This window comes from Catellatospora sichuanensis, from assembly GCF_007483665.1.
Classification (GTDB): Bacteria; Actinomycetota; Actinomycetes; order Mycobacteriales; family Micromonosporaceae; genus Catellatospora; species Catellatospora sichuanensis.
Genome location: NZ_ML660185.1, coordinates 36700 through 53401 on the forward strand (window position 1 = coordinate 36700; position 16702 = coordinate 53401).

Consider the following 16702-nt stretch of genomic DNA (forward strand, 5'->3'; position numbering starts at 1 on the left):
CCGGTCGGCGCGCCTGATCCCGCCACCGGGTGGGTTGACGGCGTCTGGCATGGTTCAGACCGGATCGGGTATGGGCTGCCCGACAGTGGGGAGGCGACCGTGACGGACGGCAGGGGCACCGACAAGCCCGTCGAGGACCCGGGTGCGGGCGACACCGGGGCTGCGGGCAAGGACTCGGGCAGCGCCCTCGCGCTGGGCATCGCACTGGGCGTCGCGTTCGGCGCGGCCCTGGGCTCGGCGCTGGGCGACGTGTCCATGGGCATCGGCGTCGGCATCGCCGTGGGTGTCGCGCTCGGCGTCGGCATCCAGGCGCAGCGCCGCGGTTCGAAGCCCTGATCGGGCCCCGGCCTGCCGCTGCGCCAGGTGATCATGAAGTTCGGCACCCGACATGCCGTCGAGCCGTGCCATAAGTTCATGATCAACCCGGAGCGGTGGTCGGTGGCGGTCAGGACTTCCGGCGCAGCTCCAGTACGAACGCCTCCGCCGGGCGCAGCGGGGGAGCGAGCAGGCCGTGGCCGGCCAGGGCCGCGCCGGTGAGCGTCAGGTCCGGCTGCCACGGGCGGCCGTGCAGCTGCGGGCCGGGCAGCTCGGGCAGCAGCGACAACCGGTAGGAGGCGTCGGGGTCCAGGCCCGGCAGGCGCAGCCGGGTGGCGCCGTCCCGGGCGCTCGAACCGAGCTGGGCGTACGCGAACAGCGCGTGCCCGCCGTCCGCGGCGACCACGCCGTACAGGTGTGCCGACGGGTCCGGATGGTCGGCGCGCACCGTGCGTCCGGTGTGGATCAGGCCCCGCAGCCGCCGGTACGCCGCGATCCAGGAACGCAGGGCGGCCAGCTCGTCGTCGGTGCAGCCGGTGATGTCCCATTCGATGCCCGCATGGCCGAACAGTGCGGTGGCGCAGCGGAAAGCCAGCGAGGTGGCGCGGCCGTTGGTGTGCGAGACCGGCGGGCCGACGTGGCAGCCGACCAGCTCCGGCGGCAGCAGCAGGCCGGTCCAGCGCTGGATGTGCTGGCGCTCCATCGGGTCGTTGTTGTCCGAACCCCACACCCGGTCGGTGCGGGCCAGCACGCCGAGGTCGACGCGGCTGCCGCCGGACGAGCACGACTCGATCTCCAGGCCGGGGTGCCGCTCGCGCAGCGCGTCGAGCAGCCGGTAGACAGCCTCGGTCTGCGCGTGCACCCCGGCGGCGCCGTCGTGCACCGCCTCGACCAGGTCGCGGTTGTGGTCCCACTTCAGGTACGCCGGGCGGTACTCGGTGACCAGCGCGTCGAGCCGCTCCAGCAGATGGTCGAAGACCTCGGGGCGGGCCACGTCGAGCACGTGCTGCCAGCGCTGCTCCTCGGGCAGCCGGCCAGGCGCGGCCAGCACCCAGTCCGGGTGCAGCTCGGCCAGCCGGGAGCGCGGGTTGACCATCTCCGGCTCGACCCACAGCCCGAACTGCATGCCGAGCCGGTTCACCTCGTCGACCAGCGGGTGCAGCCCGTCGGGCCACACATCGGCGTCGACGTGCCAGTCGCCGAGGCCTGCCTTGTCGTCGCGGCGGCCCAGGAACCAGCCGTCGTCCAGCACGAAGCGTTCCACGCCCAGCTCGGCGGCGGTACGCGCGAGCGCGGTCAGCTTGCCCAGGTCGTGGTCGAAGTAGACCGCCTCCCAGGTGTTCAGCGTCAGCAGCCGGGGCGAGACCGGATGCGATGGGCGGGCGCGCAGCCAGCCGTGCACCGCCGCGGACAGCCCGTCCAACCCGGATGCGGAGTAGGCGAAGTGCGCCCACGGGCCGGTGTAGGTCTCGCCCTCGGCCAGCCGCACCTCCCCGGGGGCCAGCAGCTCGCCGCCGCCGAGCACGCCGTCGCGGTCCGGCAGGCGCTGGGCCAGGTGCTGGTGGTCGCCGGACCAGCCGACGTGCACGCCCCACACCTCGCCGCTGCGGAAGCCGAAACCGGCGGTGCCCGCGCTGAACAGCGACGGCGCCCCGAAGCCCGTGCGGCCGCGGCGGCTCTCGTGGGCGATGGTCTGGTCGCCGAACGCGCTGCGCTGCGGCGCCCGCTCGCGGGACCACCGGCCGGTGAAGTCCAGCACCTCGGCCGCCTGGGCGGGCACCGGGAGCAGGCAGAGCAGGCTGTCGACGTGCCACACGCCCGGCGCGGTGTTGGTGACGGCGTGGCGCTGGCGGATCAGGCCCTGCGGGGTGAGTTCCAGTTCGGTGCGCACCGCGATGCCCGCGACCTCGTCGTGGGACGTCGCGGTCACCGTACCCCCGCCGGTCGGGTCGACGGCGACCGTGACCGGCTCCGTCAGGCTGAGCCGCAGGTGGCCGGGGCCGCCGTCGCGGTGGCCGGTCAGGCCGGGGCGGCCGGCCCAGCGGTCGTGCTGGGCGGGCAGCAGCGGCGTGGCAGGCGGCAGCGCGTTGCCGCCCGCGTCCTGCGCGACGGCCAGCTGCTGGAGCAGGTCGGGCCCGGTATCGCCGAGGTCGGCGCCCCAGTGCAGCACCCGCGGCACGCGGGGACCGGCCACGTCGAGCACCAGCGACACCCCTGCGGCGCGCAGCGCCACCAGCTCCGAACCGCCCACTGAATTCCACCTGTTCCAACGAAATCCAACATCACCGGACGGCGTAGAGCGTAGGAGGCGGGCCGTCGTCCGTCAACGCGCGGTGAAGGTGAACTCGCCGTACTCAGCCGCGGCGGTGAACCCGAGACCGGCGTACAGCGCCCGCGCGGCCGCGTTGTCGGCCCGCACGTTCAAGGTCACGTGGTCGACCGTGTCCAGCAGCCGTCGGCACAGCGCCGACACCGCGCCCCGGGCCAGTCCCTCGCCGCGGGCCCGCGGATGCGTGGTGACGTTGCCCAGCGCCGCCACCCGGTACTTCGGCGACCACACGTGCACGCCCGCCACCGCCAGCAGCTCCCCGTCGCGGCGCACCCCGACGTACTGCCCGGTCTCCAGCATCCGGGCGTCGAACCAGTTGTCGGGGTAGGCCTCGGCGTACAAGGCGAGCAGTTCCGGCAGGTCGGCGGGTGTCAGCACGTCGCCGAGCGGGGCGGCGAGCGCGGTCGGGCCGGTCAGCGCCATCTTCAGGTGCGGGCCGCCGGGCGCGGCGTCGAAGTGCGCACCCAGCACCTGTTCGGCACCGGGGGACAGGTGCGCGTAGAAGCAGCGCGGCAGCAGCGGCACGAGCCCCGCCAGCAGCGCGTGCGACGCCTGCGGGCGGTGCTCGAAGGCGAGCAGGACGGGCAGGCCGCCGCCGTGGTACACCAGCGCGACCGCGTCGCCGGCGCGATACCAGCTGGTGTAGGGCCAGAAGAAGTCGTCGAGATCGCCGAGCTGGTACGCGTGCAGCGCGGGATCGCCGCCCAGCAGCCGCGCCAGCTCGTCCCGGTCGTGCACACTCGTCACCGCCACCGCTCGATGATCACACGAAGGTTTGGCCGGGCCGGTCCCGGGTGACACTGGAACGGTGATCGTCGTCGGGACGTCCGGCTGGCAGTACGCCGACTGGCGCGGCCCGTTCTACCCACCCGGCCTGCCGCAGCGCCTCTGGCTGCGGCACTACGCCGAGCACTTCCCGACCGTCGAGGTCAACAGCGTCTTCTACCGCCTGCCGCGGCGCGAGACCTTCGCGCAGTGGCGCGAGCAGCTGCCCGACGGCTTCGTGATGGCGGTCAAGATGAGCCGCTACCTCACCCACATCAAACGGCTACGCGATCCGCGGGAGCCGGTCGACCGCTTCCTCGGGGTGGTCGCCGCACTCGGCGACCACCTCGGCCCCGTGCTCCTCCAACTCCCGCCGACCCTGCGCGCCGACCCCGAAGCCCTGTCCGCCGCACTGGCCTGCTTCCCGCCGCACATCCGCGTCGCGGTGGAACCCCGCCACCGCTCCTGGTGGACCGACGACACCCGCGCCGTCCTGGAACACCACGACGCGGCCCTGTGCTGGGCCGACCGACTGGGCCGCCCGATCACCCCGCTCTGGCGCACCGCCGACTTCGGCTATCTCCGCTTCCACGAGGGCCGCGCCGACCCCCGCCCCCGTTACGGCCGCGCCGCCCTCGCCTCCTGGCTGTCCCGCATCACCGACACGTTCCCCACCAACGCCCCCGTCTACGTCTACTTCAACAACGACCCGAACGCCGCCGCCATCGCCGACGCCCAAGCCCTCACGACCCGTACGAAAGGAAGGGCACCTTCACATCGCTCTGCGTAGAGGAAGGGCACCTTCTTAACGCCAACCTGGCGGTGAGCTGGTCTTTCGGGCCGGGACGCAACGCCGCCGCCCCGGGCCGCGGGCGCGGTCCGGGGCGGCGGTCGGTGGATCAGGACTTGGCGCTGCGCAGCTTCAGCGGGTCGGACGGGGCCTTGCTCTTGGCCGCCTCCATCTTCGCGCCCAGCTCCTTGAGGTCACCGCGGCTCATCGCCTTGCGGACCTCGGGGAACCACTCCTGCTCCTCCTCCTTGACGTGGTGGCGGACGTTCTCCATCAGCACCGTCATCTTGGCGTCGAAGCGCTCGTCGTGCGGGTCGGTGTTCGCCAGCTCGGACAGCATCCAGGCCACCACGTGGTGCTCCTCGACGCTCTCCAGCACGTGCTCGCCGGTCTCCGGAGCGGCCTTGCGCGCCGTCGGGTAGAACAGGGTCTCCTCGATGTACGCGTGCGTGGTCAGCTCGCTGATCACCTGGTCGACGATCTTGCGCTTCTTGGCATACGCGGAATCGCCGGCCTTCTCGAACTCCTTGAACAGCTTCTCGACCACCTTGTGGTCGTCCTTCAGCAGCGCGATCGCGTCCTGGCCCACGGCGGCCGCCGGCATGGACTTCTTGCCCTGCGAGGTTTTGACCGCGGACTTGGGGGCGGCCTTGGCGGTCGTCTTTGCCATCGTCTTGGTGGCCTTGGCCGCCTTCTTCGCCGGGGTCGTGGCCTTGCGCTGGCGGGTGGTGCTCGCCGTCTGGCTCATGGTTCCTCCCGAAGGTCCGATTAGTCGTTCTTTCGTTGTCTACCCGATCCGGGCTGCCGTTAGTCCTGAATCCACAGAATCGCGGCAGCGCTAGGGCGGCCGCATCCGCGCGCGGGCCGCGGCACACACGAACGGGAGGCTCCGCGTGCCGGCTGAGCGTGGTGTCGCCGGTCGCTCGCGGAGTTCCTGGCGCAACGGCGTCGCCGCCGACGCGGCACCGGCTCCCATCACGACTCGGGGCGGGGAGGGTGGTGCGTCCGGCTAGACCGGCACTGCGGCGAGTGCGCCGGCGGGGACCGGGACGAGCTTGCGCAGCGGCTCCCACAGGTGCGGCAGCAGCCGGGTCGCGGCTGCCACGGTGCCGTCGGTGTCGGCCAGCATCGCGAGGTGGCGGCAGGCGTGCGCGGCGACGGCGTCCAGGTCGACGGTCGCGGGACTGGGCGCGAGCGGGTGCGGGCCGGAGGTCATCGCGTCGAGGCGCACCGGCCGGGTGTGCTGCGGGTCCAGGTCGGGCAGGGCGGCGTACGTCAGCACCACGACGCCGTCCTCGACCCGCCACGAGGTCGAGTGCAGCAGCCCGCCCTCGGTGCACGGGGACAGGCGCGCGAGCTGCCGGGCGACGTCGTCCGGGTGTGCGCCGCCGGTGACCGCGGCGCGGCACTGGCGGAAGCGCAGGCCACCGTCCCGCGCGGAGAGCAGGATGGCCTCGACGAAGACACCGGGTGACGACACGTTTCGCAAGGTATCCGCTGTTGCCATGGATGTGCAACAAGCCGCTCCGGTGGGAAGCGGCGGCTGAAAGCCCCTGGCCCAAAGCGCCTTGGGCCGGTAGGCCGGCCGTCGACTGCGCCGATGCCGATCCAGCGCAGCAGCCCAGCTCAGCTGGGGCAAAGAGTTAAGAAGGTGCCCTTCCTCTACGGAAACCGTTAAGAAGGTGCCCTTCCTTCGCGGAGGGTGGATAGGTCGATGGTGCGGTTGAGGTCGGCGGGGGTGAGGATGCCTACGAGGGTGCCCTGGTCTATGACGAGGGAGGGGAGGCGGCTGGAGAGGATGCGGCGGGCGGCTTCTTCGAGGGGGTCGTCGGGGGACAGGACGGTCAGGCGGTCCATGGGGAAGCGGACGTCACGCAGGGTCTTGTCGGCGCGCTGGGCGGGGCTGAGGCGGGCCAGGGAGAACAGGGTGACCAGGCCGGCGGGGCGGCCGTCGGGGTCGAGCACGGGGTAGGCGTCGGCGGGGCGGTGCGCGGCGGCGACCGTGATGAAGTCCGCCAGGCGCTGGCTGACGTAGCCGACCACCGGCGGCGGGACCATCGCGTCGCGCACCAGGATGCCGGTCAGGGCGGTGCGCAGCCGGGTGTCGGCCTGCTCGGCCTGGCCCGCGAACAGCAGGAACCAGCCGAGCAGCACCAGCCACAGGCCGCCGATGTCGGCCAGCCACAGCACCTGCAGCGTGCCGCCCGCGATCATCAGGATGCTGACGACCATCCCCGCCCGAGCGGCCGTGCGGGCGGCGAAGGCCCGGTCGCCGCGCCACCACCACAGCGCCGCGCGCAGCACCCGGCCGCCGTCCAGGGGTGCGCCGGGCAGCAGGTTGAACACCGCGAGCACCGCGTTGACCAGGGCGAGCCAGGCCAGCGCGACCCAGGCCAGCGGGGCGATCCCGGTCAGGTAGAGGCCGCCGGCGGCCGCGCCGAACAGGGCGGCCGCGGCGAGGCTGGCCAGTGGCCCGGCGAGCGCGACGAACAGGTCGGCGCGGGCGTGCGGCGGCTCGGACTCCAGCTCAGCCATGCCGCCGAGCAGCCACAGCGTGATCCGGCGGACGCTCACCCCGTAGTGGCGGGCCACGATCGCGTGGCTGAGCTCGTGTGCCAGCAGCGAGCCGAGGAACAGCACGGTGACCGCGAGGGCGACGATCCAGTACGTCCCGGCGGAGCCGCCCGGCGCGCCCGCGGGCAGCACGGCGGTCGCCAGCCCCTGGCCCAGCAGCAGCATGATCACCAGAACCGACCAGTGCACACCGACCGGGATGCCGGCGATGCTGCCCAACCGCAGAGTCGGTCGCATAGCCGCCCTCCTGTGCCCCTATCATCCCTCGCCGTGTCCACTGTCAGGGATCTTGTCCGAACGGTCGGATAGGTCCTGGTATGCGGGCCGGCCTCCCGCAAGATCGCCGAGGGAGCACAATGGGGGCGTGAAGCTCGTGCTGGCGGGGGACACGATGCTCGGCCGGTCCGTGGGGGACCGGCTCACCCTCGGCCACGCGGCGTACGAGGAGATCTTCGCCGAACAGGTGCAGCAGCTCACCGCCGCCGCGGACCTCTGCGTGGTGAACCTGGAGTGCTGCATCTCCGAGCGCGGTGAGCCGTGGCCCGCGCCGGGCAAACCGTTCTTCTTCCGCGCCCCGCCCCGCGCCGCGGGCCTGCTGGCGTGGCTGGGCGTGGACTGCGTGACCCTGGCCAACAACCACGCCCTGGACTTCGGCCCGGTCGCGCTCGCCGACACCCTGGACCACCTGGACCGGGTCGGGGTCGCGGTGGTGGGCGCGGGCCCCGACCAGCAGCGGGCGCGGGCCTGGCGGCTGCTGGAGGCGGGCGGGACACGCGTCGGTGTGCTCGGGGTGACCGATCACCCGCAGGACTTCGCGGCGACCGAGGACTCGCCCGGGGTGGCCTTCGCCGACCTGCGGCACGGCGTGCCGGACTGGCTGACCGAGCTGGTCGGCGAGATGGCCGCGCAGGTCGACGTGGCGCTGGTGACACCGCACTGGGGGCCGAACATGACCAGCGGCCCGGTCGGGCACGTGCGGGAGGCCGCGACGCAGCTGCTGGCGGCCGGGGCGACGCTGGTGGCCGGGCATTCGGCACACGTGTTCCACGGCGTGCACGGGCCGGTGCTGTACGACCTGGGCGACTTCGTCGACGACTACGCCGTCGACCCCGGGCTGCGCAACGACCTCGGGCTGCTGTTCGAGGTCACCATCGACGAGCAGGGGCCGGTGTCGGTCGAGGCGGTGCCGCTGGCGCTGGACTTCACCCGTACCCGGCCGGCCGTGCCGCACGAGGCGGAGTGGATCGGGTGGCGGTTCGGCAAGGCCTGCGCGGAGTTGGGCTCCCAGGTGACCGTCACGGAGCAGGGCCGCTTACTGGTGGCGATGCGCTGAGGTTTGCGCTCATGCGCATGTGGACATCCCAGTGTCAGGCAACCCCCTCTGACATAACTGGAGTTTCGATGTTCGCCATCATCGCCGCGATCTGCTTCGGGCTCGCCCTGCTGCTCGACCTGCTCGGCGAGGGCGTCGAGCCGCTGTTCACCGTCGGCACGCTGACCCTGCTGGGCCTCCTCTTCGTCGCGCTGCACCTGGCCGGCTTCGCCGCCGCCGTGCGCGGCGGCAACTGGCGCCGCCGGTAACACCCGGCCCGCCTCGCGCGGGCCCTTGCACGCCCGCCTGCGCCGGTCAGGGGCGCAGGCGGGCCCTTTGCTGCCAGGGGCGGTCAGTGCCCGGCCAGGCGGGCCCGCACGATCAGGTCGTGCAGCGCGTCGTGGGCGGTCGGCGACGCGGGCAGCCCCGTCGCGGCCTTCGCCTCACGGAGCCGCTCACGCAGCCGGTACGTGTCCGCGAGGATCTGCTCCGGGTCGGGCAGTCCGGCGTCGACGCCGAGCCGCCGGTGCTCGCCCTGGCGCTTGGCCGCGATCAGATCCGGCACGTACGGCAGCTTCGCGTCCTCGTGCAGCAGGTTCAGGTCGGCCACCACCTCGCCGGTGCGCATCAGGTGCAGGCCGGTCGCCAGCACCCGCAGCAGGTACAGCGCGGGCTTGAGCTTGCCGGTGCTCGCGAACAGTTTCTCCGACGAGATCGAGAAGCCCAGGTAGTGGTCGGCGTAACCCGCGTTGAGGCAGCCCGGCACCAGCGCCAGCAGCTCGGCGTGCAGCGGCGAGGTGCGCACCACCAGCGGCGAGGTGACCTGCTCCAGCACGTCGCCGCTGCGGCCGAGCAGCAGCCTGGCGCACTTGGCCAGGTCGTGGGTGACCAGGTCGAGTTCGACGCCGTGCCGGTCACCGATGTGGTTGATCGTCTCCGGGCCGTGCCGCAGCCCGACCAGCTCCTCGGCCGGCAGCAGGTGTGCCCCGCGCAGATCCACATCGGAGTCGACCGAGGCGAAGCCGTACAGGTGCGCGCCGCTGACGGTCGCGAAGACGAGCGGGTACGGCTGCTCGTCGGCGACCTGGCCGGTCCAGTCCGGGATGGTGACCGTCATCGCAGCGCGAGGGCGTGCAGCTGCCCGGCCCGGGTGCCCACGTAGACCACTCCGTTCCAGACCGCGGGCGTCGACTCGATGCAGGCGCCCGGTTTGACCTTCCAGAGCGGCTTCGGTGCGACCGACGTGTCGGCGACGTCGAACGCGTACAGCCAACCGGCGTTGCAGTCGCCGATGATCAGCACGTCGTCGACGATGACCGGCGAGCCGTGGCCCATGCCCGGCACGTGGTGCCGCCAGCGCACCTTGCCCGTCTCGCGGTCCACGCCGACCAGGTCCATGGCGTGCGTGCCGAAGATGACGATGTCCTTGTGCAGCGCCGCGGTGCTGTACGTGCCGCCGTTGCGCTCGTCGATCTTCCAGACCAGCGGGTCGTTCGGCTTCTTCGGGTCCAGCTTCATCAGCTGCCCGACGGTCTTGGACCGGGCGTTCTTCTTCTCGTACTCCGAGCCGACGTACAGGTTGCCCTGCTCGTCGGAGACGATCGAGCCGTCGGTGTCGTCGCCGGTCCAGAAGCGCAGCACCCGCTTGGGCTTCTGCCCGCTCTTCAGCCCGCTGATGTCCCAGCCCTGCACGAGACCGGCCGAGTTCGCGAAGTAGATGGTGTTGCCGGAGACGTTGACCGAGTTCTCCACCGAGAACGTCTTGTGCCCGGCCTCCTTGATCAGCTTTTCGTCCCAGCTCGGGGTGTTCCAGATCAGCTTCGGCTTGACGGTGACCTTGCCGTTGGCGTCGTAGCCCCGGTTGAGCTTCACGATGTGGAACTGGCTGTTCTCGCCGCCTTCGAACAGGTAGTCGTCGATGATGATCGCCGAGCTGTCCCAGTCGTTGTTCCACAGCGTCGGCTTCACCGCGTACGCCGACAGCTTCCACAGCTCCTTGGGCTTGTCGCCGTCGATCGCGATGATGCGGAAGTAGTCGTCGCGCGAACCCGTGTAGACCAGCGGGAAGCCGTCCGGGTCGATGGTCACCGAGCCCTTGATGATGTCGTTGGTGGTGAAGTCGGGCAGGATCCGCTCGCCGTTGCTCGCGTCGAGGAAGTGCACCTTGCCGTCGTACGCCCCGAACACGACCCAGGTCTTGCCCTCGCGCTCGAACACCGCGGGCTGGCCGGTCCAGCCCATGCCGCACCAGATGCGCTCGCCGTGCTCGTCGACCGACGGGCGGCACATGTTGCCCGTCTTCGGGAAGCGCCACAGCTCCTCGGGCTTGGTCTTCGGGAGCGGCCCGGAGCCGTGGAAGGTGCGCGTCGGGTTGCCCCGGAACGTCAGCAGGCCCTTGACCTTGTCGCCCCACGGCTTGCCGGTCTGCCCGGGGTCGTGCCAGCCGGTGAACGCGGCCGGGGCCGGCTCGGGAGCCGTCGAACCCGACGGGACCGCCGCACTCGGCGACACGAACGCCGGGTCGTCGGGCGCGGAGTCGCAGGCAGCGGCGGCGAGGGCGAGGAGCGCGGCGCAGAGCAGCGCGAGGCGGCGGCCGAGGGGTCGGGTCACCGGGCAAGTATCCACAACGACCGTGCCGTGCCGTAAGGCCACCCGATCGGTCGTCCCCGTCACCGAACGGCTGACTCCAGCCCGTCGGCGCGTACGCCCACCAGGAACTTCTCCACCGCGGCCCGGTCCGGCTCGGCCGGCAGCACGGTGTCGGCAGCCGCCTTCGCCAGGTCCGCGGAGCGGGCCTCGGCCAGCGCCGACACCTCGGCGAACGGCACCTCGCCGCGCTTGACCGACAGCAGCAGGTCACGCTCGTCGGACACGTCGACCAGCACGTCGCCGGAGCGCAGCACGTGCGCCCCGGCCCGCAGCAGCCGCAGCATGTGCATGGCCTGCTTCCAGCGCACGTCGCCGGTGCGCTCGCGGTGCGCGCGCAGCTTCGCGAACTGGTCCGCGGCATAACGGCCATAGGTCTCGGCCGCGCGGCTGGACAGGAACGCGCCGCGTACCGCCAGCAGCCGCTCGCCGGTCGGCGTCAGCAGCTCGACCAGCGGCGACCACAGGCACTCCAGCACCGTCGGGTTCGCCGTCAGCGCGAGGGTGCACAGCCGCTCGACCTCCCACGAGAACTGCTCCTCGGCCGGGCCGTCCACGTGCGTGGGGGGCTTGTCCAGGCCCCAGAACAGCCGGGTGGGCGCGACGAACACGCCGCGGCGGTCGGTGTCGGAGGCGGGGCCCGCGAGGCCGTACGCCCGCGAGCCCACCACCACCGACAGGATGCTGTGCTCGGTGACGAGCCGGTGCTCCTCGATCACTAGATGACGATCTCCGCCTCGGTGGCGAACTGGTCGATCTCGGTCAGCTCCTCGGCGGTGAAGTCGAGGTTGCCCAGCGCGGCGATGTTGTTCTCCAGCTGGGCGACGCTCGACGCGCCGATGACCAGGCTGGTCATCCGCTCGTCGCGCAGCGCCCAGGCCAGCGCCAGCTGGGCCAGCGACTGCCCGCGCCGCTTGGCGATCGCGTTGAGGCCCTCGACCTTCACCCGGTTGCTCGGGGTCAGCGCGTCCTCGTTGAGGAAGCGGCTGGTGCGGATGCGCGAATCCGCCGGCACGCCCTGCAGGTAGCGGTCGGTCAGCAGGCCCTGGGCCAGCGGCGAGAACGAGATGCAGCCCGCGCCGACCTCTTCGAGGGTGTCCAGCAGCTGGTCGCGCTCGGTCCAGCGGTTGATCATCGAGTAGGACGGCTGGTGGATCAGCAGCGGCGTGCCCAGCGACTTCAGGATCGCCGCGGCCTCGCGCGTCTGCGCGGAGGTGTACGACGAGATGCCGACGTACAGCGCCTTGCCCGCGCGCACGGCCGCGTCCAGCGCGCCCATGGTCTCCTCGAGCGGGGTCTCCGGGTCGAAGCGGTGCGAGTAGAAGACGTCGACGTAGTCCAGGCCCATCCGCTGCAGCGACTGGTCCAGGGACGCGGTCAGGTACTTGCGCGACCCCCACTCGCCGTACGGGCCCGGCCACATGTCGTAGCCGGCCTTCGTCGCGATGACCAGCTCGTCGCGGTAGGGCTTCAGGTCGGTCGCCAGCATCCGGCCGAAGTTCTCCTCGGCCGCGCCCGGCGGCGGGCCGTAGTTGTTGGCCAGGTCGAAGTGGGTCACGCCGAGGTCGAACGCGCGCCGCACGATGTCGCGCTGGCGGTCCCACGGACGCTCGTGGCCGAAGTTGTGCCACAGGCCCAGCGAGATCGCGGGCAGTTTCAGCCCGCTGCGGCCGCTGCGCCGGTAGATCATGGAGTCGTATCGCTTCGGGTCTGCCACGTACGTCATATGGATCAGCCTAGTGGGCCGCCACGGGCCCGTTCCGGGGTGTGCCGCGCGACGACCAGGCGGCTCGGTGGCCGGGATGTCTCGCCCTACTCGACGTCGTAGCCGAGCATCAGCACACCGGTGCCGGTCGGGGTGCAGTCGACGAGGCGGAGCCGCTGCGGGCGGGGCATCTCGCGGAACAGGCGCTTGCCGGTGCCGAGCAGGAGCGGGTGCAGGAACAGCCGGTACCCGTCGACGAGGCCCTGCGCGATCAGCTCCTGCACGAGCGCCCCGCTGCCCAGCACGGCGATCACGCCGTCGCCCTGCTCCTTGAGTGCCTGCACCGCGGTGGCCGTCGCACCGTCGAGCACCCGCGCGTTCGCCCAGTCGAGACTGGTCAGGGTGCGCGTCGCGACGTGCTTCGGGGTCGCGTTGAGGTGTGCCGCCATGGGGTTCTCGTCAGGCTGGGTCGGCCAGAACGCGGCCATCTTCTCGTACGTCCGCCGGCCGAACAGGTACGCCGTGGTGTCCTTGAGCCCTTCACCGGCCGACGACGCCTGGACCTCGTCGAAGTACGGCGCGGACCATCCGCCGTGCGCGAAGCCGCCGTCGCGGTCCTCGTCGGGCGACCCGAGGCCCTGCATGACCCCGTCCAGCGTCACGAACTCGATGACCATCAGCTTGCGCATGTGTCTCTCCTGCCCGGCCGCGGCCGGCTCCACACCGGCCCGTCACCTTCCATACGAACGAGTGACCGCCGGATCGACAGCGTGGCCGGATTTCAGGCGAGATGCTCCGCCGTCCACTGGGAACGCGGCCGATCCCGGCTACTGCGCCACGGACCTCAACGGGCACGCCGGACCCCGAACCCCGGCGCAGGGCGCGGGCTGTGGCGGTGCGGCTGGCGACGCTGCCCGAGGACGGCCCGACGGCGGGCTTCTTCAGCGAGGACGGCGCCGAACCCTGGTGACGGCCGGTCAGGTGGCCGGTCAGCCCGCGATCGAGTACTGGACCGGGCCGACGCGCAGGATGCCGTCGTCGAGTGGCGTGCAGCGGATGCCGCCGTGGCCGCGCAGGGCCCGCCACGCGCCGGGGGCGATCGTCACGTCCATCCATGCGCAGGGGTTCGCGGGCCGGTTGACGCGCAGCCGCACCGGCCCGTCCCCGGAATCCAGCACCAGCACCGAGCCGACCAGCTCGTCGACGGCGATCCCGCTGGTCAGGATGTTGCGTCGGACATGGGTCAGGTCCGCACCGGGTGGCAGCGACTCCTGCGCGATCACGGTGACACTGGCGTCGCGGTGCGCCTGCCTGCCGAAGTACCGGTCGCCGACGATGCCGAGCTGCGCCCGGACCCGCACCTGCTCGACCAGCTCAGCGGGCGGCGCGGGCGAGGGCCCGTCGGCCGGCCGCCCCTGAAACCGCCGCACCGGCGAGGCCAGCAACTGCACGATCTCCGCCACGCCCCCATCCTACGAACCACCGGGCAAACCCTTCCCGCCGTGGGCGTGCCGGAGCTGCTGTTGCGGGGAAAGTGCAGCAATCGGGTCGCCGGTTCCTGCACTTTCCCCGAAAGTGCAGCACACCGACCGGCCGTTTGGATCATGACGAGGGCGGGCGGGGTGGTTAGGGTGGCGGGCATGGCGTTCGACATCGCGCGGGCTCGCGCTGCATACCCGGCGTTGAGTGAAGGTTTCCGGCACTTCGACGCGGCCGCGGGTTCGCTGGTCGCGGAGCCGGTCGCGCGGGCGGTCGACGCCGTCTACCGCGGTGCGGTCGCCAACCGCAGTGACGCGTTCGCGCCCGGCCGCCGCGCGATCGGGCTGGTGACCGACGCCCGTCGCGCGGTCGCCGACCTGCTCGGCGCGGACCCGGCCGGGGTGGTCTTCGGCAACAGCGCGACGTCGCTGGTGTACCTGGTCGCACGGACCCTCGGCCAGTCGTGGGGCCCGGACGACGAGGTGGTCGTCTCACGGCTGGACCACGACTCCAACGTGCGCCCCTGGGTACAGGTCGCCGCCGAGCGCGGCGCGACGGTGCGCTGGGCCGAGTTCGACGCGGCGACCGGCGAGCTGCCGACGGGCCAGTACCAGGATCTGATCACCGAGCGCACCCGGCTGGTCGCGGTGACCGCAGGCAGCAACGCGATCGGCACGCGGCCCGACGTGGCCGCCATCGCCGCGCTCGCGCACGCCGCGGGCGCGCTGGTGTTCGTCGACGGGGTGCACGCCACACCGCACCAGCCGACCGACGTCGTCGCGCTGGGCGCGGACTTCTACGTGACCAGCGCGTACAAGTGGTCCGGGCCGCACCTGGCCGCCTGCGTCGCCGACCCGGCGACGTGGGAGGGCATGGTTCCGCAGAAGCTGCGCCCGTCCAGTGACGCGGTGCCGGAGCGCTTCGAGTTCGGCACGCCGAGCTTCGCCTCGCTGGCCGGGGTCACCGCCGCCGTCGACCACCTCGCGAGCCTGGACCCAGCCGCGACCGGCACCCGGCGCGAGCGCCTGCTGACGTCCCTGACCGGGGTACGCGACTACGAGGCGGACCTGTTCGCCAGGCTCGTCGAGGGGCTCGCCGCGATCGACGGGGTGGCACTCTGCCCGGCCCCGGCCGACCGGTGCCCGACGGTGTCGTTCCGGATCGGCGGCCAGCACCCGGCCGAGACGTCGCGGCTGCTCGGCGACGCCGGGATCTGCGCGTTCGCCGGGGACTACTACGCGTGGGAGTACTTCCACACGATGGGCCTGCGCGAGTCCGGCGGCGCGGTGCGGGCGGGCATCTACCACTACACGACCACCGAGGACGTGGACGTGCTCCTGGACGCCGTCCGCGGGCTGGCGAAGCAGGCCTAGACCTGCTGCCGACCGGCGTTCGATCCGCCCGTCGCCCGTCGTCTGACCGGTGTGGCCCGTGAAGACTTGACTTCGAGTGCGCTTGAGCTTCTAGCGTCGTCGGCATCCGACGCACCCCAGGAGCGACCATGCACGCCATCCGGCAGTACGAGTTCGGCCCGGCCGAGAACCTGCGCTACGAGGAGGTCCCCGACCCGACACCCGGCGAGGGGCAGGTGCTGATCGAGGTCGAGGCGGCCGGGGTGCACCTCATCGACACGACGATCCGCTCCGGCAGCCCCGGGCCGTTCCCGCCGCCGCAGCTCCCGATGACGCCGGGCCGCGAGGTCGCCGGCCGGGTGGGCGGGACCGGGCCGGGCGTCGACCCGGCCTGGCAGGGTCGGCGCGTGGTCGCGCACCTGGGCATGACCAGCGGCGGGTACGCCGCGCGCGCGGTCGCCACGGTCGCCTCCCTGCACGAGATTCCCGAGCAGCTGTCCGCCCCGGCCGCCGTGGCCATGATCGGAACGGGCCGGACCGCGGTCGGCGTGCTGCGCCAGGCGCAGTTGCGTGAGGGCGACGCGGTGCTGGTCACCGGCGCGGCCGGGGGCCTGGGCACGCTGCTCGTGCAGGCGGCGCAGCGGGCCGGGGCGCTGGTCGTCGGCGCGGCGGGCGGCCCGGCCAAGGTGGCCCTGGTGCAGCGCAACGGGGCCGACATCGCCGCCGACTACCGCGAGCCCGGCTGGGCCGACAAGGTGCGCGCCGAGCTGGGGGAGCGGGATCTGACCGTGGTGCTCGACGGCGTCGGCGGCGCGGAGGGCAGGGCGGCCCTGGAGCTGCTCGCCCCGACCGGCCGCTTCCTGATCTTCGGTGGGTCGGCCGGCGCGCCGACCCAGATCACGACCCAGGACCTGTACGCCAGGGGCGTCGTCGCCTCCTCGGCGATCGGCCCGGCCATGATGAAGCTCGCCGGCGGCCTGCGCCCGCTGGAGGAGCAGGCCCTGCGCGACGCTGCCGAGGGCTGGTTCACCCCCGCCCTCACCACGTTCCCGCTCGCCGACGCCGCCCGCGCCCACACCGCCCTGGAGACCCGCGCCACCACCGGCAAGGTCGTCCTGATCCCCTGACCCACCCGTCCCATTCGTCCCGCTCGCGCGCCCCGCCCCGCCCCTTGACCATCCGACTTGCCAGGCACATGGGTGAATGGCGTCGCAAGATACGCACAGGTGCCCGGTAAGTCGGGTGATCAAGGCGGGCGCGGGCGGCGACCGGGCGGCGTGGTGAGTGGCCTGGGTTACGGTGCCGGAACACACGTGCTGGTAGCGTGGGCGGTGCCGGCACACCCGTGTGGGAGAGTCCGCGTAAAGCGGCGCCGAAGGGGCAATTCCTCCCCGGAACCTCTCAGGCACCCGGACCATACGGGCATGGCGACTCT

17 protein-coding genes and 1 riboswitch are annotated in these 16702 nt (G+C 72.4%); of the genes, 6 read left to right on the forward strand and 11 right to left on the reverse strand.

Annotated features, from left to right (window positions below; genetic code table 11):
• Window positions 1-99: 99 nt before the first annotated feature.
• Entirely contained in the window at window positions 100-336 is a 237-nt protein-coding gene (locus FLL47_RS04075) for a glycine zipper domain-containing protein (RefSeq protein ID WP_144119068.1), read from the forward strand.
• Between the two features lie 109 nt (window positions 337-445).
• On the opposite strand, the gene FLL47_RS04080 is transcribed toward FLL47_RS04075, so the two are convergent.
• Together FLL47_RS04080 and FLL47_RS04085 are read right to left on the reverse strand one after the other, a co-directional pair.
• Window positions 446-2566 carry an alpha-galactosidase gene (locus FLL47_RS04080; RefSeq protein ID WP_186315550.1) on the reverse strand — a complete coding sequence of 707 codons (2121 nt, stop codon included), beginning with the start codon at window positions 2564-2566 and terminating at the stop codon, window positions 446-448.
• Window positions 2567-2638: 72 nt separating this feature from the next.
• Window positions 2639-3397: a GNAT family N-acetyltransferase gene (locus FLL47_RS04085; RefSeq protein WP_186315551.1), complete on the reverse strand. Its 759-nt coding sequence runs from the start codon at window positions 3395-3397 to the stop codon at window positions 2639-2641.
• A gap of 55 nt (window positions 3398-3452) precedes the next feature.
• On the opposite strand from FLL47_RS04085, the gene FLL47_RS04090 reads away from it, so the two are divergent.
• Complete coding sequence (locus FLL47_RS04090) at window positions 3453-4199, forward strand: DUF72 domain-containing protein (protein WP_144119069.1); 747 nt, start codon at window positions 3453-3455, stop codon at window positions 4197-4199.
• A gap of 109 nt (window positions 4200-4308) precedes the next feature.
• Here the strand turns inward: FLL47_RS04090 and FLL47_RS04095 are convergent, their stop codons facing one another.
• From FLL47_RS04095 to FLL47_RS04105, 3 genes are all read right to left on the reverse strand, one after another.
• Window positions 4309-4947: a hemerythrin domain-containing protein gene (locus FLL47_RS04095; protein ID WP_246157522.1), complete on the reverse strand. Its 639-nt coding sequence runs from the start codon at window positions 4945-4947 to the stop codon at window positions 4309-4311.
• A gap of 261 nt (window positions 4948-5208) precedes the next feature.
• Entirely contained in the window at window positions 5209-5679 is a 471-nt protein-coding gene (locus FLL47_RS04100) for a hypothetical protein (protein WP_144119070.1), read from the reverse strand.
• A 194-nt stretch (window positions 5680-5873) separates the two neighbouring features.
• Complete coding sequence (locus FLL47_RS04105) at window positions 5874-7010, reverse strand: site-2 protease family protein (RefSeq protein WP_144119071.1); 1137 nt, start codon at window positions 7008-7010, stop codon at window positions 5874-5876.
• Between the two features lie 127 nt (window positions 7011-7137).
• Between FLL47_RS04105 and FLL47_RS04110 the strand changes: the two genes are divergently transcribed.
• Both FLL47_RS04110 and FLL47_RS04115 read left to right on the forward strand, forming a co-directional pair.
• Window positions 7138-8106: a CapA family protein gene (locus FLL47_RS04110; protein WP_222105954.1), complete on the forward strand. Its 969-nt coding sequence runs from the start codon at window positions 7138-7140 to the stop codon at window positions 8104-8106.
• A gap of 68 nt (window positions 8107-8174) precedes the next feature.
• The gene (locus FLL47_RS04115; RefSeq protein ID WP_144119073.1) at window positions 8175-8354 is read left to right on the forward strand and encodes a hypothetical protein; all 180 of its coding nucleotides are present in this window, start codon (window positions 8175-8177) and stop codon (window positions 8352-8354) included.
• Between the two features lie 83 nt (window positions 8355-8437).
• Here the strand turns inward: FLL47_RS04115 and FLL47_RS04120 are convergent, their stop codons facing one another.
• From FLL47_RS04120 to FLL47_RS04150, 6 genes are all read right to left on the reverse strand, one after another.
• On the reverse strand, window positions 8438-9202 hold the full coding sequence (locus FLL47_RS04120) for a nucleotidyltransferase domain-containing protein (protein ID WP_144119074.1): 765 nt from the start codon (window positions 9200-9202) through the stop codon (window positions 8438-8440).
• Window positions 9199-10695, reverse strand: coding sequence for an outer membrane protein assembly factor BamB family protein (locus tag FLL47_RS04125; protein WP_144119075.1), 1497 nt, complete (start codon window positions 10693-10695; stop codon window positions 9199-9201). The genes FLL47_RS04120 and FLL47_RS04125 overlap by 4 nt, the downstream gene beginning before the upstream one ends.
• A 59-nt stretch (window positions 10696-10754) precedes the next feature.
• Window positions 10755-11450, reverse strand: a complete 696-nt coding sequence (locus FLL47_RS04130; protein WP_246157524.1) for a nucleotidyltransferase domain-containing protein — start codon at window positions 11448-11450, stop codon at window positions 10755-10757.
• The gene (gene mgrA, locus FLL47_RS04135) at window positions 11450-12457 is read right to left on the reverse strand and encodes an L-glyceraldehyde 3-phosphate reductase (protein WP_144119076.1); all 1008 of its coding nucleotides are present in this window, start codon (window positions 12455-12457) and stop codon (window positions 11450-11452) included. The genes FLL47_RS04130 and mgrA overlap by 1 nt, the downstream gene beginning before the upstream one ends.
• 86 nt (window positions 12458-12543) lie before the next feature.
• Window positions 12544-13125, reverse strand: coding sequence for a dihydrofolate reductase family protein (locus FLL47_RS04140; protein ID WP_144119077.1), 582 nt, complete (start codon window positions 13123-13125; stop codon window positions 12544-12546).
• 300 nt (window positions 13126-13425) lie between these two features.
• The gene (locus FLL47_RS04150) at window positions 13426-13899 is read right to left on the reverse strand and encodes a molybdenum cofactor biosysynthesis protein (RefSeq protein ID WP_144119078.1); all 474 of its coding nucleotides are present in this window, start codon (window positions 13897-13899) and stop codon (window positions 13426-13428) included.
• A gap of 177 nt (window positions 13900-14076) precedes the next feature.
• Between FLL47_RS04150 and FLL47_RS04155 the strand changes: the two genes are divergently transcribed.
• Window positions 14077-15288, forward strand: coding sequence for a cysteine desulfurase-like protein (locus tag FLL47_RS04155; protein ID WP_144119079.1), 1212 nt, complete (start codon window positions 14077-14079; stop codon window positions 15286-15288).
• Window positions 15289-15416: 128 nt separating this feature from the next.
• Complete coding sequence (locus FLL47_RS04160; RefSeq protein ID WP_144119080.1) at window positions 15417-16394, forward strand: zinc-binding dehydrogenase; 978 nt, start codon at window positions 15417-15419, stop codon at window positions 16392-16394.
• A 211-nt stretch (window positions 16395-16605) separates the two neighbouring features.
• A riboswitch (glycine riboswitch) is annotated at window positions 16606-16694 on the forward strand.
• Window positions 16695-16702 lie beyond the last annotated feature (8 nt).

Excerpts from the sequence above, each read along its gene's own strand:
- FLL47_RS04160 (WP_144119080.1), top strand. The coding sequence starts at position 15,417 with ATGCACGCCATCCGGCAGTACGAGTTCGGCCCGGCCGAGAACCTGCGC.
- FLL47_RS04095 (WP_246157522.1), bottom strand. The coding sequence starts at position 4,947 with ATGAGCCAGACGGCGAGCACCACCCGCCAGCGCAAGGCCACGACCCCG.
- mgrA (WP_144119076.1), bottom strand. The coding sequence starts at position 12,457 with ATGACGTACGTGGCAGACCCGAAGCGATACGACTCCATGATCTACCGG.
- FLL47_RS04155 (WP_144119079.1), top strand. The coding sequence starts at position 14,077 with ATGGCGTTCGACATCGCGCGGGCTCGCGCTGCATACCCGGCGTTGAGT.
- FLL47_RS04105 (WP_144119071.1), bottom strand. The coding sequence starts at position 7,010 with ATGCGACCGACTCTGCGGTTGGGCAGCATCGCCGGCATCCCGGTCGGT.
- FLL47_RS04120 (WP_144119074.1), bottom strand. The coding sequence starts at position 9,202 with ATGACGGTCACCATCCCGGACTGGACCGGCCAGGTCGCCGACGAGCAG.
- FLL47_RS04140 (WP_144119077.1), bottom strand. The coding sequence starts at position 13,125 with ATGCGCAAGCTGATGGTCATCGAGTTCGTGACGCTGGACGGGGTCATG.
- FLL47_RS04115 (WP_144119073.1), top strand. The coding sequence starts at position 8,175 with ATGTTCGCCATCATCGCCGCGATCTGCTTCGGGCTCGCCCTGCTGCTC.